The sequence below is a fragment of the Acinetobacter sp. 1294243 genome, assembly GCF_000588015.1.
In the GTDB taxonomy this organism is placed as follows: Bacteria; Pseudomonadota; Gammaproteobacteria; order Pseudomonadales; family Moraxellaceae; genus Acinetobacter; species Acinetobacter pittii.
Window position 1 is genome coordinate 22023 of record NZ_JFXG01000002.1, and the last position, 22294, is coordinate 44316.

Consider the following 22294-nt stretch of genomic DNA (forward strand, 5'->3'; position numbering starts at 1 on the left):
AAAACTATTCCGTATGATTTTCAATTAAACCTAAACTGTTATAAAGCACAGGCTCTGGTTCTAACATAATATGGAAAAGCTGATCAACATCATGTTGTACAGCCTGATAAGTTTTCCTTACATCAGCTAGAGATGCATTGGCATAATTCACCAGAACTAATGCCTGTTTATGGAACATCCCTACCATATCGAGTTGCTTCCCTTTCCAACCCGCCTGATCAATTAACCATCCTGCTGCAATTTTAACGTTTCCGTTAGCTTGAGGATAATGTGGAATTGTTGAGAATTGTGTGACTAAGCGTTCAAACTCTTGAGGTTTAACAATCGGATTTTTAAAGAAACTCCCGACATTAGGATACTCTTTTGGATCAGGAAGTTTACTTTGTCGAATATGGATGACCTGATTTTGTAAATTTTCGGCAGTCTGATTGTCTCCAACTGCTTGTTTCAAGTCGCCGTAGTTAAGTTTTAAGTGCGGCTGTTTAAGCAATTTAAAAGTAACATGCGTGATAATGTAACGGTTCGGATCATCTTTAAAAATACTATGGCGGTAAGCGAAATGGCAGTCGGCCGCTAAAATTGTCTGAGTTTGCTTTAATTTACGGTCATACACTTGTACTGACTCAATAAACTCGCCTACCTCTACCCCATACGCCCCAATGTTTTGTACGGGTGAAGCACCAACTAAACCTGGAATAAGGGCTAAATTTTGCAAACCAAACCAGTTCTGTTCAGTGCTGTATAAAACAAAATCATGCCAGACTTGGCCTGCGCCAACTTTAACCCGCACAAAATCATCATCGTTTGATAAAACTTCAATTCCCTGAATATCAAGATGAATCACTAAAGCATTGATCTGCTGCGGTAATAACATATTACTACCGCCCGATAATACAAGTACATTTAACTGATACTGCTCAGCAAACTCTAAAGCTGATTCAATATCTTGAATACTGCCAACTTTAGTATAGTGAGAAACAGTTGCATCTAAACTTAGAGTATTGAATGGCTTAAGCTGTACTTGATTCTGAATTTGCATTGTATTGAAAAACCTATTCTTAAACATTCAATTGTTTTTTTAAAATATTGACCCACGCCAAACTACTGGACTCACATTGATTGAGTACACGTTCAAAACCATCAGCACCGCCATAATAAGGATCAGGCAACGCTTGTTGTGGGTATTCAGGATCATGCTCACTCATTAAAGCTACTTTTGCACGAATTTGATGTGCGCCAAATTGGGAAACGGCTCTTTGCAACACGTCATGAATATCTTCAAAATTTTGATGATCCATTGCCAAAATCAAATCAAACTCTAAAAAGTCTTGAGTTGAAAGTTGTCTTGCACGTAAAGATGATAGGTCATAACCCCTTTTTTTGGCATGCAACTGACTACGCTGATCAGGCGATTTATTTGGATGATAATTACTCGTTCCAGCTGAATCGACAATAACATTGAGTTGATGCGCGTCACAATAATGTCTAAAAACCACTTCAGCCGTGGGAGAACGGCAAATATTTCCTAAACAGACACATAACACCTTATATTGTGTTTCCATTAGAAATTACTTCCAAACATTTGAATTACATAAAAATAAACGGGATCATGCACAATCTTAACAGACTATAAGTTTATAAGAACCAAATTGACCATTGTGACTTGTTGCATTTTGTCAAAACTCCCTTGGGTTGAAAAGGAAAATAATGTTTATCAATAGATTAAAAGTTGATAAATCAGACGATAAATTAGCTAATCTTGTATTTTTGTAGTAATTAAATAAAAATAAAGCCCTAATTTATAGGGCTTTACAAACATCACTTTGATGCAGTGATTAATTCAATCATTTCCTTTGTTGGTCTTAAGCTGCCTAACTGCCAATGTTCAGGAGGATGCTCATCAATTCTTATCCAAACATGTTCACGAAAAGCAGGATTTCCCTTTCCTTCTATTTCTACAAATAAATCCGTAATTCGCTTGAAAAGCTCAGCCTTACTATCTTTATCTAGTAAACCTTCTATAGTTTGTATATTTATAAATGGCATAATGCTACCTGAATTAATGCTAGGTCTAAATTATAGACCCATACTAATTGGAGCTCCCACTGATGTCAAATCAAATTATTCCAGATCATAAATTTCCAGTAGATGTATGTGGGATCTTCAAAATTACAGAAATATTGAATGACAGATGGACGATCCTCTTGCTAAGAGAAGCCTTCTATGGGGTAACAAAATTTAATGATTTTTTAGAAAATACAGGCATATCAAAGCAAATTTTATCTAATCGTCTAAAGCATCTCATCCAATTAGAAATATTTGAATTATCAATTTATAAAGAAGTTGGTGAGCGAGAACGTAAAGAATACTTACTCACTAAAAAAGGCAAAAGTCTAAATATTGTCTTACTCGCCATGCTTGAGTCTGGCGGTAATTTTATTGAAGCTGGTAAAGATGTGGTGAAAGTTTTTAATAAGAGTACTGATGATGAACTTAAATTAAAACTTGTTGATTCTTCTAATCAAGTTATAGATTTTAAGAATTTGGAACTTAAGCTCATTCATAGCAAAAAATAAATTTTTATAACTCAGCTACCCTGATCATAAAGTCCTCAGTATGCTTTTATAAAGAAATAAAAAAAGCCTACTCTTTCAAGTAGGCTTTCCCCTTATGACTTTTGCGCTGATCATTCAGGTTTATTGTTGTTTAAAGCAACGGAAGGATCTTACAGAAATACTTAAGAATAAAAAAGCTTATTTACTTAACTGAATGTAAGTACTCATAGGCTCCTTTTTCGTTACTCTCAAGTTTAATGACTGCATCCGTTTCGTCATTTAGTGTCAGGTTAAATACTTTTTCACCATCATATGAAATTTGGTGGCCCATACGAAACTCTGAATCAAGTGACTCAAGAATAATAAAATTTCCTTCATTGTTCGAAGCAATATAGTAAGTGTTGTTCCGATGAACATATCTAATTGTGTACATCACTATTTAAATTCCACCTAAAAATTATGTTTTTTCTTAATAATAAAAAGATCCTTTTTTCCTTCCCAATCAGAAAGGATCCTACCGAAAACTAAACCCTCCCTTATTAATTATTACCCCTGATCATTTAGTATTTTTTCACCCTATACTATTAAATTGATATTACAGAAATACTTAATAATAAAAACCCCCGCCATTAGTCGATAGTTAGCGGGGTCTTTTGCGATTTAATTTTACTTTTATAGACTCATCTATCAGAGATATTTACCTCATTTCTGCAATAGAAAAATTATTTATTTTTAAAAAGCTTATCTGTCATTTTTCTATCAATTTTACTGCGATGCCCATTCTCAAAGTATCGATCGACATGGCATAGTTTTGTTTTAGTATCACAGAACACACCGTTTGAGAGCGTAAACGCTGAAGTATCAAAATCACCTTGAGAGAAGGCTTTATTCGCTTTATAAGTGCCTAAATATTTAGCTGTAAGCTTTTTAGAAACACCTTTTTTGTCAGCACAAATATATTTGTCACAAATTACACCTTTTGTAGGCGAATATACACTAGAGCTGGTTTTCGCGATTGCTGCCGAGCTAAGCATCAAACACGTACATCCCATAATACTAAGAAAAGTTTTAGAAATTTTCACTTTTTAGAACCGATAAAATTATAAATTGTTAAGGCATTATATAAATTAGAAGCTTGTCAGAAAATCTACAGAACCCTATAAATAACAAAAAGCCCACTTTTCAACGAGGGTTTAAATATTTTGGTAATCCTCACTTACATATGGGACCCAACATTGCAAAAAAGTATTTATCTATGGGTGGCACAAGGCTTAAGAAAAGCATAGTCACGTCAGAACTACTTTATTTTAAAGTTTCTTATGCTAACTTATTTAGAGATTGAATCTTATAGAGCCATTCAACAATAATGTTCAAAAATAAGGAAATAATGTATATGAGCTATTTTCAATTTCAAACCGTTCCAAATATCATCTCTGGCTTAGGCTCTATACAAGAATTACAAAATGTTTTGTCGTCAAAAGCTTACCGTAAGTTATTGCTAGTCACCGATGCAGGCATGGTTAAAAATCAATTACACCGTCCCATCCTGCAAATTTTAGATAACCTCAACATTGAATATGTCATCTATGCTGATGTGCAAGCTGATCCACCTGAACAAGTAGTACTAGATGCAGCCAATTACGCTAAACAGCAAAATGTTGATGTCATTATTGGTTTTGGGGGTGGTAGTTCTCTAGATGTTGCAAAAGTTATTGCTTTACTCGCCCACCCTAACCAGACCCAAAGTTTGCAAGAGATGTACGGCGTAAACCAAGTCACTACAGCTCGCCTTCCGCTTATTTTGATTCCAACAACAGCCGGAACAGGCTCAGAAGTAACGCCAATCTCCATTGTCACCACTGGTGAGACGACAAAAATGGGGATTGTCTCTCCAGTACTCTACGCCGACACTGCAATTCTTGATGCAAATTTTACCCAAAATCTACCTGTTCATATTACGGCCGCCACAGGTATTGATGCGATGGTACATGCTATTGAGACATATACCTCAAAACATAAAAAAAATATTTATACGGATATTTTAGCCAAGCATGCTTTGAAATTGTTAAACCATAACTTACCGAAAGTTCTTAAAGATGGTAATGATTTAGAAGCACGTCAAAACATGCTGTTCGGTTCAATGCTCGCGGGTCAAGCCTTTGCAAACTCGCCCGTTGCTGCGGTACATGCTTTAGCTTATCCACTGGGTGGACATTTTAATTTGTCGCATGGTCATACCAATGCCTTAGTATTGGTTGAAGTATTAAAGTTTAATGCACCAAATGCAAAAAAATACTATGCAGAGCTTATGCAATGGCTTGATCCATATAGTAATGGCAGCACAGATGGTTTATGTGATCTGTTTATTGACCATATGCAGAACCATTTAGACCGTAGTGGTTTGACTTTAAGACTTAGTGATTTGGGTATTGATGAGTCCAGTTTACCTCGACTTGCTCAAGATGCCATGTTGCAAACCCGCTTACTACAAAATAACCCACGTGACATGACAGAAGCCGCTGCTTTGGCAATTTATCAGGCGATTCATTAATGACTAAACCAGTTTTAAAAAACCGTGATCAATTTAAGTTCTTTTTAGACATTCAAACGCGTTGGGCAGATAACGACATCTATGGTCATGTAAATAATGTGACTTACTATAGTTATTTTGATACAGCAGCCAATGCTTTATTGATTCAAAAAACAGGTTTTGATATTCATGAAGCAAAAGCAATTGGGTTAGTGGTCGATTCAGCGTGTAGTTTTTTTCAAGAGTTATCATTTCCTGAGATTATTCAAGTAGGTGTTGCGATTGGCAAAATCGGCACGACTTCTCTACGCTATGAGTTAGCAATCTTTAAACAAGGTCAAGATCAAGCCTCAGCTCAAGGACATTTTGTGCATGTTTTTGTTGATCGCGAAACGCGTAAGACTGTGCCAATTTCCGAGACAGTTCGTGAGGTTTTAGAGAATTTCTTATTATAAAAAATGAGGCAAAAAGAAAATACACAGCTCTTTTTGCCTCGTCTTAGCTTACATCATTGCAGGATCACTAAAGGAATCTTCACCCGTTTCGACTCGACCAGCAAAACGTCGGTAATAATATGGATCACTTTGACTGGTAATTTCAAAATCATACCAATGCCCTACATCGGCCAAAGCCCAATGCTGCTTAACAACCTGTCCCGCTTTTACGGTAAGTTGTAACGGCGTATCTTGTCGATATGCACAAGGTTTTACCGTCAATATTGCATCCTTAGTACCATCATTCATGAGTTCAACGTATACATCGCCATTGGCAATGTCATAGCACACTCGAATTTCAGGTTTAACGCCACTATCAACAATACGTTGAGTATCCCCTTTGAAATGACGATGATAGCCATTTGGACCAAGTACCCATAGGTCATAACGACCTAAATTATCTTTTAAAGCGTCCCATACATCATCTAGAGTCTTATTCGGCTCGACAATATAACGCTTTGGAATACGGTCTAAATTGAGCTTGTCATAAACATGGAAAACCGCTGCTTGCGTACCCGTATTAGAGAAAATCAATTGCACTTTGCCATCAGTACTACAGCGTGCGCTGGTGTGTAGCTCGTAAGGTAACGCACGTGAAAGACGTATACCACTTTGCTGAATCGGTAACTTCGTATCCGTGGGTACAGGCACAGCTGGTAAAGCTTCTTGATTTTCTCTTAACTCATCTGCTTGCACACGTGTTTGTTTACCATTCAGCTGCGGTAAAACATCTGCATTTGGTGTTTTAAAGTTAAATGCACTGGTCAAATCACCACACACTGCACGGCGATACGCACTGATATTCGGCTCTTTTACACCAAAACGTTTTTCTAAGAACATGAGCACAGAGGTATGGTCAAACACTTGTGAGTTCACCCAACCACCACGACTCCATGGGGAAATCACATATAACGGAACACGAGGGCCTGGTCCATAAACTCGTCCATCCGGTGTAGGCTGTGAATGACTTCCTTCAGGCGCGGCATGGTCAAAGTATTCGTCCTGCATATCGGCACTACTTAATGTCGATTTGCCAGCATACTGACCATTTTTAAGTCGAGATGGCGCTGATGGCGATGGCATATGGTCAAAGTAACCATCATTTTCATCAAAGTTGATAAGTAGCGCAGTTTTACTCCACACCTCTGGTACAGCAGTTAATGCATCAATAATTTCTTGAATAAACCAAGCTCCTTGAACTGGGCTTGAAGGGTCTGGATGTTCGCAATAAATCGATGGCGCATTAATCCAAGAGACTTGAGGTAACTTCCCTTCACGAATGTCGCGTTTAAAAGCATCAAGATATTCTTCTGGTTTATTACCCGGTAGCGTATTTGCAATGCCCTTATATAATGGATTTTTGGCATTATCAGTTGCAGCATCATAGGCTTTATACGGTAGTTTTTGACCCGTATCAGCATACGGTTTATTCGGTTCGCCGCCACTTGCAACCGGATAACCAGAAGCAATGTTGGCCTTTCTAAACGATCGAAATGCACCCAACATATTATCGCCCCATTCATCTGGCATATTTTGATAACAAATCCAACTTACCCCTGCTTCTTCTAAGCGTTCGGCATAAGTTTTCCATGTATAACCACGGTCTGCCGTCGCTGGGTTACCATCAATCCAATCCCACTCGTTGTTTACAAATGAACGCTTGGTCGGTGTTGCACCATTTGTACCCGTTAAATGATAAGAACGGTTTGCATCTGTTCCAGTGTGCATAGAGCAATGGTAGGCATCACAAATCGTAAAAGCATTTGCAAGCGCAAACTGATATGGAATTTCTTTTTCTTTAAAATAACCCATTGAGATATCAGTTTTATGAGCTGGCCAATTCGCCATACGCCCATTATCCCAAGCCAGCTGACTGTCATTCCACGTATGTGGCGTACCATCTGCACGCTGCGCATTATTGGCTGTACCATCTAAATGAAAAGGCGTTAAAACTTGCCCATTACTTCTAAGCTGCTCCCAAACACGGCGGCCACTTGGCAAAGGAATCGTAAAACGATCGGCAAACCCTCGGACGCCTTTTAATGTTCCGAAGTAATGGTCAAAAGATCGGTTTTCCTGCATTAAAATAATAACGTGCTCGACATCCTGAATGGTTCCAGTTTTATTATTTGCAGGAATTGCTAAAGCTTTTTGAATACTAGATGGGAAAGTTGCCAATGCCGCAGCACCAAAACCCATATTTAAAGAGTAATTTAAAAATTTACGACGTGTAATCATGATCAGGTTCTTTTTATTATTTAAGTTTATGGAGCACAGCGCATTACAGGCTTTTTACCTGTTTCTGGTGTATTTGAACTATCATTTGCAGAGTCGTTACAACCACTCAGCAGAATCGCGCCGATTAATAAAAAATATGAATATTTAAAACAATTTATTCCAATGCATTGCCTTTTCATGACGATATATAGTCCATTTAAAATCTAAAATGGCTAACATAGAAAAGTACAATGACAGTGACATGACCCAAATATTTCAATCCAATGAAGAATATGAAAACTCTATTATTTTCATATTCTGCACCAGATCAAAAATCAGATGAATTTAAGGCTTTAATTGAATATTTTGTAGTTCGCCATCAAAAGTTTCTATGAGACTCTTAATAACTGGCTGTTGCTGTAATAGCTCAGCTGCTCGGTGAAAGGCTTTTTCTTTACGTGCACTTTGAATAGTGTAGGGAGTAGATGTATTCAAAGCACCATATTCAACTGTAAACTGAGTATTCGGCCATTGCTCATTTAATGCATCAATAAGGCCTTGTTGTAATTGGGTCAGCATATTTTCATATTCTTGAGGAATATGGAAAATAGTATTGCCACCAATTTCACCAGTCATCACACCATGTTGAGCAAGTTCTTGAACGGCTGGAGAAAGCTGACTATTTCTAAACCAATATTCCCACTTTTCGAGTGTCCACTCACCTTCCAAAACTTGAGGAGAAAGCTTCAAGATATCTTGAGGCATCAACTGACCGTGATCAGTTGCACTAGGCTCTTTTACAACGGCAACTATTTCTGTTTGAACCATTACTTCGGCTTGTACAAATGACTGTTGTTCAATAACAGGTTCAGAAGACAAATCAGGAGTTATAGGCACATCTTGACCAAGGGAAAATTTAGCGCTAGATGTCTCAAACAAACCTTGAGGTTCAGCAGTGAAAGCTGGTTCAGGTTCAATATTTTTAGTTTGTGTTTCTGCCTGAACTTGTACTAACTTTTGTTCTGGTACCGGAATGAAATCTTCTTCAAGAACACTAACACTAACAGTCTCTTGAACAACTGCTGAATCAAGCCCAATCAGCTCATGATGATTTGGGTCAAATACCATTAAATCCTGATTAGACTGAGGTTCAGGTTCAGGTTCAGGTTCAGGTTCAGGTTCAGGTTCAGGTTCAGGTTCAGGTTCAGGTTCAGGTTCAGGTTCAGGTTCAGGTTCAGGTTCAGGTTCAACCATAGCGGGCTGGCTAATAACTTCAACAGGTTGAACCGTATTTACTGGAGTAATCTCTTGGACTATTGGCTGAGGTTGTGAATTTAGACCTACTTCTGCTTGTCCATTTTGTTGAACAGGCTCTGACACCACAATTTCATTTGGTGCTAAAGGACGGAATGCCAACAAGCGTAAAACACACATTTCAAAACCTTGCTCTTGCGTCACGGCAAGTTGCAAGTCTGAACGACCTTTACATGCGATTTGGTAATATAGCTGTAAATCTTGAGCAGAAATCAGCTTAGACAGTTGCATGATCTTGCGATTGATTTCATCGCTATATTTCAAACTCAAATCAGGTAGATATTGCAAAATTGCCAATTCATGCAATGTCGAAATCAACTGATCAAGCACAAGTGAAACATCTAGCGCTTGGTGTCTAAATTGTAATAAAAGCTGACTAACTTTCTCACGTTGGTTTTGATGAATCGCCAAAATCAAATCATAAATGATCGTACGGTCGATTAGACCAAGCATTTCTTTAACATCTTGGTGATGTACAGAACCCTGCCCGTAAGCAATGGCTTGATCAGTTAAAGATAATGCATCACGCAGTGAACCTTGAGCAGATTCAGCAATTTGCCAAATTGCATCTTGATCAGCATTAATTTGCTCTTTTTCAAGAATAGCGCCAAGATGCTTTGTAATTTCATCAACGGCTAAAGGTCGTAGAGTAAATTGCAAACAACGTGAAATGACTGTAATCGGTAGCTTTTGTGGATCAGTCGTAGCAAACAGAAACTTAACGTGTTCCGGTGGTTCTTCTAGTGTTTTTAATAACGCATTAAAAGAATGCGTCGATAGCATATGTACTTCGTCAATCAGATAAACTTTAAAACGACCTTGCGTTGGCGCATAAGGAACGTTGTCTAAAAGTTCACGCGTATCTTCTACTTTGGTTCTTGAAGCAGCATCGATTTCAATTAGGTCAATAAAACGGCCTTCATTTACCGCTTTACAGGTTGCACAGACTTCACATGGTGTAGAAGTTACACCCGTTTCACAGTTCAAACACTTGGCTAAAATACGTGCGATTGTAGTTTTACCTACACCACGGGTTCCTGTAAATAAATAAGCATGGTGAAGACGACCGCGTTCCAATGCACTGCTTAATGCACGAGAAACGTGGTTTTGCCCCACTAACTCATTGAAATTACGTGGACGGTATTTTCTAGCAAGTACTTGATACATGTATGCTCCTTGTTACAGGCATAAGCATACTTTGTTTTTAAAAGAGTGTGAACGCATAAAGCTCATATCCGTACAGATAAACTGCGAACTGGCTTCTTTTCTCTACCAGAACCGTTTATTTGTCTAAGGATGATCATGGTGTAACTCCTGATCTGTAACACCCTCATCCATCGTTTGCACGAGCCCCACACCATCCTTAATTTCAGCCGAATAATTTCCCTTCTCGGTAAAAATTTGCATGATTGTATAATGGTCTTTTTGACTTTGAGTAATGGTAAAGAAATTCTGATTCGGATCGCCCTGATCAAATTTCCCAGTCCATCGAACAATATCTTGGTCAACAGGTTCGATCTCTACAATTTTACCCGTGCGATTAATGCCATATTGCAACATTTGGAACTTAACAGTGTCGCCCACTTTTTTAAGTTCAATCACATTTGGATCATATTTAATGACCATACCTTCTGCATTTTTAATTAGTGGAAAATTAACATTAGAAGGCAGTTGATCCTTTTCTATTTCATTAAAAATAATCTGTTGCTGAGACAATCTTTCTTTTTCGGACGGACTCAAATTCAGTATATTTTGACGAGCAAATTCATTCTGATTATCTGCCAGTTTTTGCCCAGTCCCTTGCCCATTTTCTGAAGACGACGTTAAAGCAGAAGAGCTCTGCTGTGAAAAGGCAAACCAGATTAAAACTGCTAACGCCACACAAGCGATAGCAGTTCCTATTAACAATTTATTTTTCTTCATTATTTACAGCTAAAAATAGAGATTAGTTATACAGAGAAATTTTCTGCGCATTCAGGTTAATCACACTAACCGCATCAATTTTTCCTTCTACACCTAAACGTACACCATATTTCGGGTTGTATAGATATGGACTCGAATAGAAATTAATATTATTGCCACCCATTGCAGTACTTCCTAACGGATGGGCAAAACCTGAGCCAATATTAGTTGAACCATTATGGTACAGACCAAGATTGTGCCCGACTTCATGACGCATGGCCGCGAAAGAACAACCTGCAATATCATTTGCGCCAATCATGTTATATGCAGAAGCATTAATCCAAGCCCAACCACAACCACCGTCACCAGGTTCATTACCTTGATAATAAACACCGTCTGCCAATACACGTTTTCGCTCATTTTGTACCGTGGTGTCATCTCGTCCAGTAGAGATTGCTTCTTTTAGAGTAGCAGCAGGAATTTTATAGGTTAAATAGCCCACCTCTCTTAAGTAAAAACGTGCATTTGAATTTTCAGAGGTTAAATTTGTTAAATTTACGCCTTCAATCATTCTAAGTTTTGCAGCGCTCTCTCCTAAAATTGCATTTACTTCTGGACTAGAAACCAACAACATATCAATTGTATAACTATCTACTGTCCAGCCTTGAGCGGTGTACATAAAACGGCGATTTTCCCCATTTTTAATTGCGGTAGACAAGCCATTAGCAGCATTAATATAGGTGTCTGCCGATGCATTTGACACAATAACAACTTTATCGCCGACTTGAGCTTTAGCAGGTAGTTGTAAGGTTGGCTGCCAATTTGAGGTAGAAAGTTTTACCTTTAAAGTAGGCTGAGTCATATTCGGTAAAGTTGCAGGGATTGTTGCGGCTGAATCAATCACCTTTGTAGGTGAAGAGATCAACTGCCAATAGCCTTTGTCGCTTACATACATAAACTCATATTGATCGCCTGTTTTAAGCGTTAGGGTCGCTTGGCTATTAATATTTGTATTATTAATTTTTGCAGACCAAGTTGCAGTAGACTTAATAATAATTCTATCTCGATCACTTGCAGTGGTCGGCAAAGTGAAATTGGAAACCCAGTTTCCATCTCCAAATGAAATTTCTGTAAGTGGACTATTAACTATCGCTAATGACGTTCCAATTTGCTGAACATTTAACTTCTGAGGTTTTATATACTCTGGAACCCATTTTCCTAAAGCAGAATAATATTTGAACCAATATTCAGAGCCATTTTTTAATGTAAAACTGCTCGGGAATAGTAAATTTGTTTTATCAATGTCCGAACTTGCACTTGCTGTAGAAACAACTTGTACGGTTGTTCCATCACGGACATCACTCGGTAATGCTATGGTTTGTGCCCATTTGTCATTTTGAATAAGTACTTTTTGCATTGATGCAGTTGTTAATGGAACGACTTCATAGGTCGCACCATTAGTAGGACTCACTGTCGCTAACTGAGCGATCCATTTATTTTGACTACTATTAAAGATGAATTGGTAAACATCACCACTATTTATCTTTAATACTTCTAACGGAATATTGGTATTAGAAGTATCTAAATAGCTACTATAGGCAGCACTAGAACGAATTGTAATTTTGTCCAAATTATTAGCGCTTGTGGGTAAAGTAAGGTTTTTGACCCAATTCCCATTTGCTAGATTAAATTCTAAATCTGAATAACCGGATGGAATTGATCCACTATTATTATTCTGATTTGGTGAAAGTACAGTTGCGGCATATACAAGTGAAGACGCAACAATTGCTCCAATAATGAGTGATGTTTTTAATTTAAAATTCACAGCAGCCTCTTTTATTTGTTTTTAGATTTTTCGAATAGCAGGTTAGCAAACCATTTTTACACAGTCAATTTCACAACAATTAATTTTTCATTAAATTTCAATTACATGACAACTGAATCATTTTGAAATAAAAATATGAACCTTTTTAAAGAATAGTTTATTTATGAGAATTAAATAACCAATTTTTAATATGTAGAAAATATTAAAAAGATATTTAAGGATAAAAAGAAAGGTAGCCTCTCTTTTTATTCTTTAGTTTTAATTTACTTTCTTTGGAAAGCTAAACCAGACAAATACAGTTAAAAGGAAGAAACAAATAGCTGAAATGGTAAGCACCCAACTATGGGCATAGCTAAAAGCTTGCTGCGCAACTGCAATTAATTGTCCTCCCAAAGGATTTTCAAGGTTAGACGCTAATTGCATGGTTTCTCCAATCGAGATACTCGCTTTTTCAATTAAGTCCGTTGGGAGCTGTTCTGGCAAAATAATTGAACGACTATAAAACCAAGACAACATTAATCCAAATATAGCAACGCCCAAACCAGCCCCAAGCTCATAGGCCATGCCTTCAATGGCACCTGCTGCACTCGCCTTTTGCGGAGGTACAGATGACATAATGGCGGCAGTTGAAGCCAATAAGGCAATCTCAATGCTAAAGCCTAAAAAGACCATACACGTCCACGCTAAGAAGTGGTCGGTCGAAAAGTTAAGCTGAGCAAGCCCCCATAAACTAAATCCACTTATTAAAATACCAACAGTAGATACAAGTCTAAGTCCCCATTTATTTAAACAAATTCCTGCTAATGGACCACCCAAACTAATTGCGATCATAAATGGAATAATAAACATGGCTGCCTGTAATGGTGAAAACCCATGTACAAACTGCAACTCTTGAGACAAGAGTAATTCAAACCCAACCAGAGCAATCATAGAAACAACGGCCATAACAATACTGGTAGAAATCACTGGATGTTTAAATAATTCCAGATCAATCATTGGTGTCGTAGCTCTATTTTGGCTTCGAATGAAGTGAATTAAAGTACTTATTCCAACCACAAACATCACAACCGTAAGCATCGAGAAGTTGTACATCGCCGATTTGATTGAATAGATGAGGCTTAAAATGGCTACAACCAAAATTAAAGCTTGCCCTAAGTTAATTGGCTGATCAGTTTTCTCTTGTTGTTTAGGAATAATCATCACGATCATGACCAGAACGACTAAAATAATCGGGATATTGATGAGGAATACAGCTCCCCAATGGAAATGTTCTAGTACAAATCCACCAACTAATGGACCAAAAGCAGCTCCGCCACCACCCACTGTAGACCAAAGACCAAGTGCAAAATTCCTCTGCTTTTCTTCAGTAAAGGCATTACGGATGCCGGATAAAGTGGCAGGAATAAGCATAGCTGCCCCTAGCCCTAAGACAGCACGAGAAGCAATTAAGGCATAGGCAGTTGGAGAAAAAGCCGCAGCTAACGAACCCACACCAAAAACTGCAGTTCCAATAAATAATAATTTTTTAAAGCCAATACGATCGCCAAGTGCACCCATTGGCAAAATCAAACCCGCCATAATCAGTGAATAAATATCAATAACCCATAAAAGCTGATTGGCAGTTAAATTCAATGCTGCACTTAAAGATGGTGTTGCAACATGCATCACCGTTGCATCAATCGTAACTGGTAAATATATAAGGACGATAATTGTCAGGATTAACCATTTTTTTTGCATAACGATCTTCAATATCCAAAACTTGGACATGTGTTCAAATTATGGATATTATATACACAATTGGACACTTGTCCAAGTTTTAGTTTTAATGTAATTTGTGTCGAATTCAGTCAGGTGAAAAAACATGGCCTATCTTAATCGCGATCAACGCAGAGAAATGATTCTGCAAGCTGCCATGCAAGTTGCTTTGGCTGAAGGTTTTACAGCCATGACGGTGCGCCGAATCGCAACAGAAGCACAAACCTCTACCGGACAAGTTCACCACCACTTTTCTTCGGCATCCCATTTAAAAGCTGAAGCTTTTTTAAAGCTGATGGAACAGCTCGATGAAATTGAACAAACTCTCCAAACAACCAGTCAATTTCAAAGACTCTTCATCTTATTAGGTGCAGAAAATATCGACAAACTTCAGCCCTACTTACGTTTATGGAATGAAGCTGAACTCTTGATTGAGCAAGATATTGAAATACAAAAGGCTTATAACCTTGCCATGCAAAGTTGGCATGAAACAATTGTGCAAGCGATTGAGTGTGGCCAAAAAGAAGGCGAATTTAAAAACAGATCAAATTCCACAGACATTGCATGGCGACTCATTGCCTTTGTATGCGGATTAGAAGGGATTTATAAACTTGGTTTACAAGGTTTAGCTGAGCAAGACTTCAAGCGCCATACCGAAGCAATTATTCGCCTAGAATTATTATAAATGTTGAGCTGGCATTGCTTAAAAATACCAGCTTTAAAAATACTAAAATTAGAACCAGCCTTTACGGCCTTTTAAAATTTGGTCGGTACAACGTAAAGTCTCTTGAGTCAGTCCCCACAAACGGTAATCACCCGTGATTGAACCAATTTGGAAGTTATGCGTATAAGCAAAGCTGAGGCCACGCTCAGGATCGCACCACGCTCCTGAACCATTGTAACCAATATGTCCAAAGCCATTTTTAGCGCGTTTACCCATGGTAATAATACGGTGATAGCCTAAACGCCAATTCATCGGAATTGGCATAACACGATCACGTGCATAACTTTGGATGGTGCTGAGCTCTTTAAATACTTCTGGGCGAATAATTTGCTGTCCGTCCCATTCACCTTGATTTGCCAGCATCGCATAAATTTTAGCAAGACTATTTGCAGTAAAAGTGCCGTTCGCCGCTGGAATAACTGCTTGCAACCCCTCGTCACTAAAGAAACTAAGATGTTTCATTCCTTTTGGAATCATGGCATCTTGAAAGTCTTGGGGGTCTTGTCCAGTCCACGTAATCATTTTTTCAGAGAGTGAACTCTTGCGAGTCTGTGGCTTTTTAGGTTTTTCAACTTGAGTAGACGCTGGTTTTTCTGGTTTTGGTTGAATAATTAAACGTGCTACACGATCCAACTCATTTTCAGGCGTCCCAAAATATGCCCCATCTAACTTTAATGGTTCAACAAGATAATTTTGCATGAGCTGATCTAAAGATTGGCCAGTTGCTTTTTCAAGTACACCACCCACAAGCCAACCAAATGTTAAAGCTTGATAAGCATTACCCTCTCCTGCAAGAAATCTTGGCTTAGTCGCCGCGACCACATCTAACATATGTGACCAGTCGAGCATTTCTCGCGCACTTTCGATGATATTTCGCACGTCAAACATGCCACTTTGATGGCTGAGCACATGACGCAATGTCATTTTCTCTTTTCCATTTTGAGCAAACTCAGGCCAATAAGTCGAAATTGGTTTGTCGTATTCTAAAAAATCTTCACTTACTAAAATATGCGCTAAAGTTGCAAGTATGCCCTTACCTGTAGAATAGCAAACTGCCAATGTGTCAGGTTGCCAAGCTTCGGTTTGTGATTTTAGACCGGTGTAGATATCTACAACTTTCTGACCTCTAAAATAAACCGCTAAAGCAGCTCCACCTTGTCCCGTTCTAGCATCTTGAAGACGGCTAAACTGATGAGCTAAATCAATAAAACGTTCATCTAAAATACCGTGATAGTTATGGGTATCGGCCAGTAAAATTTCTTTAATCACATGAAGTTCCTTGCATTTTTTGTTATTTTGCTCAAAAGCAGCCCAAACCTCTGTTCAGGCTGCTGCTATTTTTATAATGCTTTTACAGTTCCTGCAACATGCGGTTTTTGTGATTTAGCATTACGAATTAAGAAATCAGTCTTTTTATCTGTATTGGCAGTTAAAAACTCAACTTTTGATGGTAAGAACATTGGCAGCTTAAACCATACATCTGCTTCATAAGCATTTGGTAATTCAAGGTTTGCTAATGCTTTAGCTTTGCTCCACATACCATGTGCAATTGCTTGCTTAAAGCCAAATGCTTTTGCAGTAATGGCATGAATGTGAATTAAGTTAAAATCACCAGACACTTTCGCATAACGGCGACCTGTGTTTTCTAAAATATTCCACTCTGCCTTTGGAACATAAGCTGGTGCTTGTTCTTCTTTAGCTTTCTCACCTACTCTTTTCTCAACTTTTTGGCGAGATAAATAAGTCGTTAAACCTTCCATCACCACTTCATTGCCAACTTTTGCCGTGGTAATAAAGTCAAACTGAACACCTTTATCATGCGGTTTTAGTTCCCCAAACTTACATGACAGAGTGAGTTTTTCAGTTACACCAATTGGTCTAGTTTGTTTAATCTGGTTACGAATATGGACTAAACCTAAAATTGGAAATGGAAAGGCTTCTGCTGTCATCATGTGCATTTGCAAACTTTGAGAAAGCACCGCCAAATAAATTGCGGGTACAAAGCCATTATTTTGAAAACCACATACTTCGTTATAAGCTTTGAGGTGGTTCTGATCAATTTCTAAAGTATCTACCACATATTCAACTTGCGGTAATATTTTTGGACCTTTCGGCTTTTTAAAAATTAAACCTTGCACTACTTTTGGATAAGCCAATGCCGCTTTTGGTAGCTGGCTAAAATGACGAGTATTCATACCTAACCTTTTATAATTTATAAATTCTTGAATAAAAAAGGGATGCACAAGCACCCCTATTTCGCTAAAAGTGCTTAAGCGCCCAACAAGCTTTGACCACACACTCGTACAACGTTGCCGTTTACGCCTGTAGACGCAGTTGATGCAAACCATGCAATTGTTTCTGCTACATCAACAGGTAAACCACCTTGTTGCATTGAGTTCATACGGCGACCAGCTTCACGAATTGCAAATGGAATCGCAGCAGTCATTTGAGTTTCGATAAAGCCAGGTGCTACTGCGTTAATGGTAATACCATTTTTTAAGATAGGCGCAGTAAATTTCACTAGACCAATTACACCTGCTTTCGACGCAGCATAGTTGGTTTGACCAAGGTTACCAGCAATACCGCTAATTGATGATACACAAACAATACGGCCATTTGCATTTAGACCATCGTTTTCTAACAAGTAGTCATTTACACGTTCAGCAGCAGACAAGTTAATGTTAATTACTAAGTCCCAAAGCTCCGGCTTCATGTTTGCCAAAGTTTTGTCACGTGTAATACCTGCGTTATGAACGATAATATCTAAACCGCCTTGTTTTGCCGCAGCAGCTTTAATTTTTTCGCCCGCATCAGCAGCTGTAATGTCAATTGCCAATGTAGAACCGCCAATGTCAGCTGCTACACGGTCAAGGTCAGCTTGTTGTTGTGGTACGTCTAAACAAATAACATGCGCGCCGTCTCGAGCCAATACATGTGCAATTGCCTCACCAATACCACGGCTTGCACCAGTTACTAATGCAGTTTTTCCAGCAAGTGGTTTTGCCCAATCAACATCAACCACATCTGCTTTAGATACACGAATCACTTGACCAGATACATAAGCCGAACGCGGAGAAAGCAAGAAACGTAATGTTGATTCAAGATTTGCCGCAGCACCTTCATCAACATAAACAACTTGAGCAGTAATACCCTTTTTAAATTCTTTACCTATAGATTTGATAAAGCCTTCAAGTGCACGCTGAGCAATCGCTTGTTTTACAGTTTTCGCAGTTTCAGGAGTTGTACCAATCACAATCACTCGACCAGAAGTCGCAACTTGACGTGCAATTGGGTTAAAGAATTTATAAAGTTCGTTTAACTGTTCTGAGTTTTGAATACCAGATGCATCAAATACAACTGCTTTGAATTTTGATTCTTTGTCGCCTGCATTGAACGGACGTAAATTTAAACCAACTTTTGCAGCTTCTTGTTGCAAAGCAACGTTATTGCCTACATAGCTATCTGCATGAACATTGCTAAGTACTTGTGCAATCGCACCAGACAATATACTTGACGGCGCTGCGCCAACCAATACTGCACCATTCACTACTGGCTGAGCACTTTCAAAACGCTCTAATACAACTGGCGATGGTAAACCCAGATTTTTAACAACGAATTTACCAATAGGAGATTGTGTAAATGCTTGGTATTGATCAGTCATGATTATTATCTCTCAAAGAAATGAATTTTCTACGACAGGCTTCATTATGTTATGAGATGAATAGCAACAATATGAAAGCAGTCGTTCATTAGAGTTACTCCAAATCATACTTGACTTCATCTTTGGATGTCTTGACCTGAATGCTATCTACAATGTCATTCTAGTCAATACAGGTCTATTTGAATTGTGTTAAGGTAGCTTACAAGAATATCGTTATTATGCTTGGAAAAGCCTTATGAGCAAAACAACTCAAGAAAATCCAGCAGTCGAGAATTCTGCTCAGGAAAAAGTGTCAAATACATCAAAGTCGGCTTCTAACACGGCTAAGCGTAACAGCACTACTCCTAAAGCAGCAACTAATACATCAAAAACGACACGTACTCGTTCAACGACTGCACCTGCACGTAGCCCTCGTACCAAGAGCGCTGCTTCAGAAACCTCGTCTACATCTTCAAATGTAGCTGCAGCACCAAAAGCAACAAAAACCAAAACTTCTGTTCAACAGGATAAAACCATGAGCCAAAACACTGTTCGCCGCGTTGCAATTATTGGTGGCAACCGTATTCCATTTGCACGTTCAAATACTGCTTATTTCAAAGCGTCAAATTCTGACATGCTGACAGCAGCATTGAATGGTTTGGTTGAACGCTTTAACTTACAGGGTAAGCGTATTGGTGAAGTCGTTGCTGGTGCTGTTTTAAAACACAGCCGTGACTTTAATATGACTCGCGAAGTTGTATTGAGCACAGATCTTGCTCCTGAAACTCCTGCTTATGACATTCAAATTGCTTGTGGTACAGGTTTACAAGCAGCGTTTGTAGTTGCAAACAAAATTGCGCTTGGTCAAATCGACGTAGGTATTGCAGGTGGTGTAGACACAACTTCTGACGCTCCGATCGCTGTGGGTGATGGTTTACGTAAAGTTTTACTTGAGCTCAATGTAGCTAAAACGGGTAAAGACCGCCTTAAAGCCTTAACAAAAATTGATTTTAAAAAGCTTCTTGATGCACCAAGCAATGGTGAGCCACGTACTGGCCTTTCAATGGGTGAGCACCAAGCCATCACTGCTTTAGAATGGGGTATTACTCGCGAAGCACAAGATGAGTTAGCTGCTAGCAGCCATCAAAAACTTGCTGCTGCTTATGAGCGTGGTTTCTTAGATGACTTAATGACTCCATTCTTAGGTCTTAACCGTGACAACAACTTACGCGCAGACAGCACAGTTGAAAAACTTGCTAAATTGAAGCCAGTTTTCGGTAAAGGCGAAACTGCAACAATGACAGCTGGTAACTCAACTCCGTTAACTGACGGTGCTTCTGTTGTCTTGCTTGCTTCTGAAGAGTGGGCAAAAGAAAACGGTCATGAAGTTTTAGCTTATCTTTCTTTCTCTGAAACAGCAGCTGTTGACTTCATTGGTAAAAACGGCCCTAAAGAAGGTTTGTTAATGGCTCCTGCTTATGCAGTGCCTCGTATGCTTAAGCGTGCAAACCTTAAACTTCAAGATTTTGATTTCTACGAAATTCATGAAGCATTCGCATCTCAAGTATTGTCTACTTTGAAAGCTTGGGAAGATGAAAAATTCTGTAAAGAACGTCTTGGTTTAGATGCACCTTTGGGTTCAATCGATCGCTCTAAACTGAACGTAAATGGTTCATCTTTAGGTGCAGGCCATCCATTTGCTGCAACTGGTGGTCGTATCTTAGCAACTGCTGCTAAATTGATTAATGAAAAAGGTTCAGGCCGTGCATTAATCTCGATCTGTACGGCAGGTGGTGAAGGTGTGGTTGCGATTGTAGAAAAATAATTTCTATAACGACCTAACAAAATAAGCACCCATTTGGGTGCTTATTTCATTTCAATATCTTGGCTTAATGAAGTGATGCAGCTTTGGCATCTGGGAAAAACTTATCTTCAATATGGTCGTAACACCACTGGAAAATAAAGGTATAAACTAAAATACATAAGGTTAAACCAATATCTAAAATAAGTGCATCAATGACACTCATCTGCATCATATAGGCAATCATCGGTACAGTCGCAATCAGCAAACCGCCCTCAAAACCAATCGCATGTAAAATCCGAACAGGGATTGTTCTTTCCCAATTATATTTATGCTCTACTTTTTCAAAATAGTGGTTAAAAATCATGTTCCAGAAAACTGAAACCACTGCCATAAACACACCGAGTGTTCCTGTTACGTCCATCGGCATATCAAAAATAAAACTTAATGCAATCGCAATGATGACCAATAAAATTCCTTCATAACTGATTGCATGAATGAGTCTTCTCTTGGAAATCAACATTTTTAAATACTCAATAATAACTTGGATAATGTGCATTTTATTTTTATAATATTGATTAATCCAATCAGGTTCTTTCAGTTTTTTTGACAGATGAATATTAATCAAGAACAACTACTCATGTTTCAGGCAGTGATTGAAACAGGATCCTTTTCAGCAGCAGCACGTAAACTTGGCAAAGTTCCTTCGGCTGTAAGCATGTCTATTGCCAATTTAGAAATTGATCTGGACTTAACTTTATTTGACCGTAAAGGCCGCGAACCCGTCCCTACTGACGAAGCACGGGTTTTATATGAAAAGACCTCTCAGCTTTTGATTGAGATGAATCAATGGAAACAACACGCTCACGCGTTAAGTACAGGGTTAGAAGCCAATTTAACGCTTGTGATTGTCTCTGAACTTTTACACACCAATTGGACCGACTATATTTGTCTTTTAGAAAGTCGTTTTCCAGACTTACAAATTAATATTGTGTCTGCCCCTCAAGAAGATGCTCTGCAAATGTTATTAGATGGTTCTGCCCAACTAGCACTGATGTTTGAACGTGAGCATCTAGATAACAGAGAACAATTCGTAGAGCTCAAGCAGGAAGCTCTAATTCCAGTTATTTCAAACAGCCATCCTCTAGCAAGCCAAAATCAGGTTTCTTATGAGCAGATCCTCACTACACGACAAATTGTAGTTGCAAGCCGAGATGAGACGTTAAAACCAGAATTACTTTTTTCGAAACATTATTGGCGCACCGATAACCACCACTCCGCTTGTTTAATGATCTTGCGCAATTTGGGTTGGGGTGTACTTCCTCAAGAAATGTTTAAAGAAAATCCTGAATTAAAAAATAAACTTAAAGTATTGGATTTATTAGATTTCACTCCCCGATTTGAATATTATGTCGACTTGGTATGGAGTCGAGAAAGTGAGCTTGGTGCCGCTGCTAGATTTTTGATTGAACATATCCGTAAGCAACGAATGCAACCACTGCCTTAAAAATATTTCAAATTAGATGCAGAACCTAAA

At 38.5% G+C, this 22294-nt stretch carries 21 protein-coding genes; 6 read left to right on the forward strand and 15 right to left on the reverse strand.

All coding sequences use genetic code 11. From position 1 onward, the window contains the following. Window positions 1-4 precede the first annotated feature (4 nt). The 3 genes from murB to J655_RS07785 form a co-directional block, all read right to left on the reverse strand. On the reverse strand, window positions 5-1039 hold the full coding sequence (gene murB, locus J655_RS07775) for a UDP-N-acetylmuramate dehydrogenase (RefSeq protein WP_017480924.1): 1035 nt from the start codon (window positions 1037-1039) through the stop codon (window positions 5-7). Window positions 1040-1058: 19 nt separating this feature from the next. After that, entirely contained in the window at window positions 1059-1562 is a 504-nt protein-coding gene (locus tag J655_RS07780; RefSeq protein ID WP_002115216.1) for a low molecular weight protein-tyrosine-phosphatase, read from the reverse strand. A gap of 256 nt (window positions 1563-1818) precedes the next feature. Then, window positions 1819-2046, reverse strand: a complete 228-nt coding sequence (locus tag J655_RS07785; RefSeq protein ID WP_002115197.1) for a tautomerase family protein — start codon at window positions 2044-2046, stop codon at window positions 1819-1821. 62 nt (window positions 2047-2108) lie between these two features. Between J655_RS07785 and J655_RS07790 the strand changes: the two genes are divergently transcribed. Continuing rightward, complete coding sequence (locus J655_RS07790; protein WP_017480922.1) at window positions 2109-2576, forward strand: winged helix-turn-helix transcriptional regulator; 468 nt, start codon at window positions 2109-2111, stop codon at window positions 2574-2576. A gap of 181 nt (window positions 2577-2757) precedes the next feature. On the opposite strand, the gene J655_RS25385 is transcribed toward J655_RS07790, so the two are convergent. Then, window positions 2758-2988, reverse strand: coding sequence for a hypothetical protein (locus J655_RS25385; protein WP_005068773.1), 231 nt, complete (start codon window positions 2986-2988; stop codon window positions 2758-2760). Window positions 2989-3277: 289 nt separating this feature from the next. Continuing rightward, on the reverse strand, window positions 3278-3607 hold the full coding sequence (locus tag J655_RS07795) for a YcgJ family protein (RefSeq protein WP_029767006.1): 330 nt from the start codon (window positions 3605-3607) through the stop codon (window positions 3278-3280). 341 nt (window positions 3608-3948) lie between these two features. On the opposite strand from J655_RS07795, the gene J655_RS07800 reads away from it, so the two are divergent. Together J655_RS07800 and J655_RS07805 are read left to right on the forward strand one after the other, a co-directional pair. Then, window positions 3949-5106, forward strand: a complete 1158-nt coding sequence (locus J655_RS07800) for an iron-containing alcohol dehydrogenase (RefSeq protein WP_032052230.1) — start codon at window positions 3949-3951, stop codon at window positions 5104-5106. Then, window positions 5106-5540, forward strand: coding sequence for an acyl-CoA thioesterase (locus J655_RS07805; protein WP_032042460.1), 435 nt, complete (start codon window positions 5106-5108; stop codon window positions 5538-5540). The genes J655_RS07800 and J655_RS07805 overlap by 1 nt, the downstream gene beginning before the upstream one ends. A 48-nt stretch (window positions 5541-5588) precedes the next feature. Here J655_RS07805 and J655_RS07810 read toward each other — a convergent pair whose 3' ends face one another. The 6 genes from J655_RS07810 to amvA form a co-directional block, all read right to left on the reverse strand. Further along, window positions 5589-7817 carry a phosphocholine-specific phospholipase C gene (locus tag J655_RS07810; RefSeq protein ID WP_032007407.1) on the reverse strand — a complete coding sequence of 743 codons (2229 nt, stop codon included), beginning with the start codon at window positions 7815-7817 and terminating at the stop codon, window positions 5589-5591. A 26-nt stretch (window positions 7818-7843) separates the two neighbouring features. Beyond that, window positions 7844-7996, reverse strand: coding sequence for a hypothetical protein (locus tag J655_RS25110; protein WP_155279910.1), 153 nt, complete (start codon window positions 7994-7996; stop codon window positions 7844-7846). Between the two features lie 145 nt (window positions 7997-8141). Further along, complete coding sequence (locus J655_RS07815) at window positions 8142-10277, reverse strand: DNA polymerase III subunit gamma/tau (protein WP_032052231.1); 2136 nt, start codon at window positions 10275-10277, stop codon at window positions 8142-8144. A 123-nt stretch (window positions 10278-10400) separates the two neighbouring features. Continuing rightward, window positions 10401-11033: a metalloprotease secretion chaperone CpaB gene (gene cpaB / locus J655_RS07820; RefSeq protein ID WP_032007409.1), complete on the reverse strand. Its 633-nt coding sequence runs from the start codon at window positions 11031-11033 to the stop codon at window positions 10401-10403. 22 nt (window positions 11034-11055) lie between these two features. After that, window positions 11056-12837, reverse strand: coding sequence for a metalloendopeptidase CpaA (gene cpaA / locus J655_RS07825; protein ID WP_032007410.1), 1782 nt, complete (start codon window positions 12835-12837; stop codon window positions 11056-11058). A 258-nt stretch (window positions 12838-13095) separates the two neighbouring features. Further along, window positions 13096-14574 carry a multidrug efflux MFS transporter AmvA gene (amvA, locus tag J655_RS07830; protein ID WP_032007411.1) on the reverse strand — a complete coding sequence of 493 codons (1479 nt, stop codon included), beginning with the start codon at window positions 14572-14574 and terminating at the stop codon, window positions 13096-13098. Between the two features lie 124 nt (window positions 14575-14698). Here amvA and J655_RS07835 point away from each other — a divergent pair, with 124 nt between their 5' ends. After that, window positions 14699-15277: a TetR family transcriptional regulator gene (locus tag J655_RS07835; RefSeq protein ID WP_032007412.1), complete on the forward strand. Its 579-nt coding sequence runs from the start codon at window positions 14699-14701 to the stop codon at window positions 15275-15277. 48 nt (window positions 15278-15325) lie between these two features. Here the strand turns inward: J655_RS07835 and J655_RS07840 are convergent, their stop codons facing one another. From J655_RS07840 to J655_RS07850, 3 genes are all read right to left on the reverse strand, one after another. Beyond that, complete coding sequence (locus J655_RS07840; protein WP_032007414.1) at window positions 15326-16585, reverse strand: serine hydrolase domain-containing protein; 1260 nt, start codon at window positions 16583-16585, stop codon at window positions 15326-15328. Between the two features lie 71 nt (window positions 16586-16656). Further along, on the reverse strand, window positions 16657-17511 hold the full coding sequence (locus J655_RS07845; protein WP_032052232.1) for a MaoC family dehydratase: 855 nt from the start codon (window positions 17509-17511) through the stop codon (window positions 16657-16659). Between the two features lie 74 nt (window positions 17512-17585). Then, window positions 17586-18977 (reverse strand): 3-oxoacyl-ACP reductase, encoded by a 1392-nt coding sequence (locus J655_RS07850; protein WP_032007417.1) that lies wholly within the window; start codon window positions 18975-18977, stop codon window positions 17586-17588. Between the two features lie 235 nt (window positions 18978-19212). On the opposite strand from J655_RS07850, the gene J655_RS07855 reads away from it, so the two are divergent. Continuing rightward, entirely contained in the window at window positions 19213-20781 is a 1569-nt protein-coding gene (locus J655_RS07855) for an acetyl-CoA C-acetyltransferase (protein WP_032042458.1), read from the forward strand. A 64-nt stretch (window positions 20782-20845) separates the two neighbouring features. Here the strand turns inward: J655_RS07855 and aceI are convergent, their stop codons facing one another. Continuing rightward, complete coding sequence (gene aceI / locus J655_RS07860; RefSeq protein WP_130625944.1) at window positions 20846-21280, reverse strand: chlorhexidine efflux PACE transporter AceI; 435 nt, start codon at window positions 21278-21280, stop codon at window positions 20846-20848. A 90-nt stretch (window positions 21281-21370) separates the two neighbouring features. Between aceI and J655_RS07865 the strand changes: the two genes are divergently transcribed. Next, window positions 21371-22264, forward strand: a complete 894-nt coding sequence (locus J655_RS07865; RefSeq protein ID WP_032007421.1) for a LysR family transcriptional regulator — start codon at window positions 21371-21373, stop codon at window positions 22262-22264. Window positions 22265-22294 lie beyond the last annotated feature (30 nt).

Excerpts from the sequence above, each read along its gene's own strand:
- murB (WP_017480924.1), bottom strand. The coding sequence starts at position 1,039 with ATGCAAATTCAGAATCAAGTACAGCTTAAGCCATTCAATACTCTAAGT.
- J655_RS07780 (WP_002115216.1), bottom strand. The coding sequence starts at position 1,562 with ATGGAAACACAATATAAGGTGTTATGTGTCTGTTTAGGAAATATTTGC.
- J655_RS07785 (WP_002115197.1), bottom strand. The coding sequence starts at position 2,046 with ATGCCATTTATAAATATACAAACTATAGAAGGTTTACTAGATAAAGAT.
- J655_RS07790 (WP_017480922.1), top strand. The coding sequence starts at position 2,109 with ATGTCAAATCAAATTATTCCAGATCATAAATTTCCAGTAGATGTATGT.
- J655_RS25385 (WP_005068773.1), bottom strand. The coding sequence starts at position 2,988 with ATGTACACAATTAGATATGTTCATCGGAACAACACTTACTATATTGCT.
- J655_RS07795 (WP_029767006.1), bottom strand. The coding sequence starts at position 3,607 with ATGGGATGTACGTGTTTGATGCTTAGCTCGGCAGCAATCGCGAAAACC.
- J655_RS07800 (WP_032052230.1), top strand. The coding sequence starts at position 3,949 with ATGAGCTATTTTCAATTTCAAACCGTTCCAAATATCATCTCTGGCTTA.
- J655_RS07805 (WP_032042460.1), top strand. The coding sequence starts at position 5,106 with ATGACTAAACCAGTTTTAAAAAACCGTGATCAATTTAAGTTCTTTTTA.
- J655_RS07810 (WP_032007407.1), bottom strand. The coding sequence starts at position 7,817 with ATGATTACACGTCGTAAATTTTTAAATTACTCTTTAAATATGGGTTTT.
- J655_RS25110 (WP_155279910.1), bottom strand. The coding sequence starts at position 7,996 with ATGAAAAGGCAATGCATTGGAATAAATTGTTTTAAATATTCATATTTT.
- J655_RS07815 (WP_032052231.1), bottom strand. The coding sequence starts at position 10,277 with ATGTATCAAGTACTTGCTAGAAAATACCGTCCACGTAATTTCAATGAG.
- cpaB (WP_032007409.1), bottom strand. The coding sequence starts at position 11,033 with ATGAAGAAAAATAAATTGTTAATAGGAACTGCTATCGCTTGTGTGGCG.
- amvA (WP_032007411.1), bottom strand. The coding sequence starts at position 14,574 with ATGCAAAAAAAATGGTTAATCCTGACAATTATCGTCCTTATATATTTA.
- J655_RS07835 (WP_032007412.1), top strand. The coding sequence starts at position 14,699 with ATGGCCTATCTTAATCGCGATCAACGCAGAGAAATGATTCTGCAAGCT.
- J655_RS07845 (WP_032052232.1), bottom strand. The coding sequence starts at position 17,511 with ATGAATACTCGTCATTTTAGCCAGCTACCAAAAGCGGCATTGGCTTAT.
- J655_RS07850 (WP_032007417.1), bottom strand. The coding sequence starts at position 18,977 with ATGACTGATCAATACCAAGCATTTACACAATCTCCTATTGGTAAATTC.
- J655_RS07855 (WP_032042458.1), top strand. The coding sequence starts at position 19,213 with ATGAGCAAAACAACTCAAGAAAATCCAGCAGTCGAGAATTCTGCTCAG.
- aceI (WP_130625944.1), bottom strand. The coding sequence starts at position 21,280 with ATGTTGATTTCCAAGAGAAGACTCATTCATGCAATCAGTTATGAAGGA.
- J655_RS07865 (WP_032007421.1), top strand. The coding sequence starts at position 21,371 with ATGAATATTAATCAAGAACAACTACTCATGTTTCAGGCAGTGATTGAA.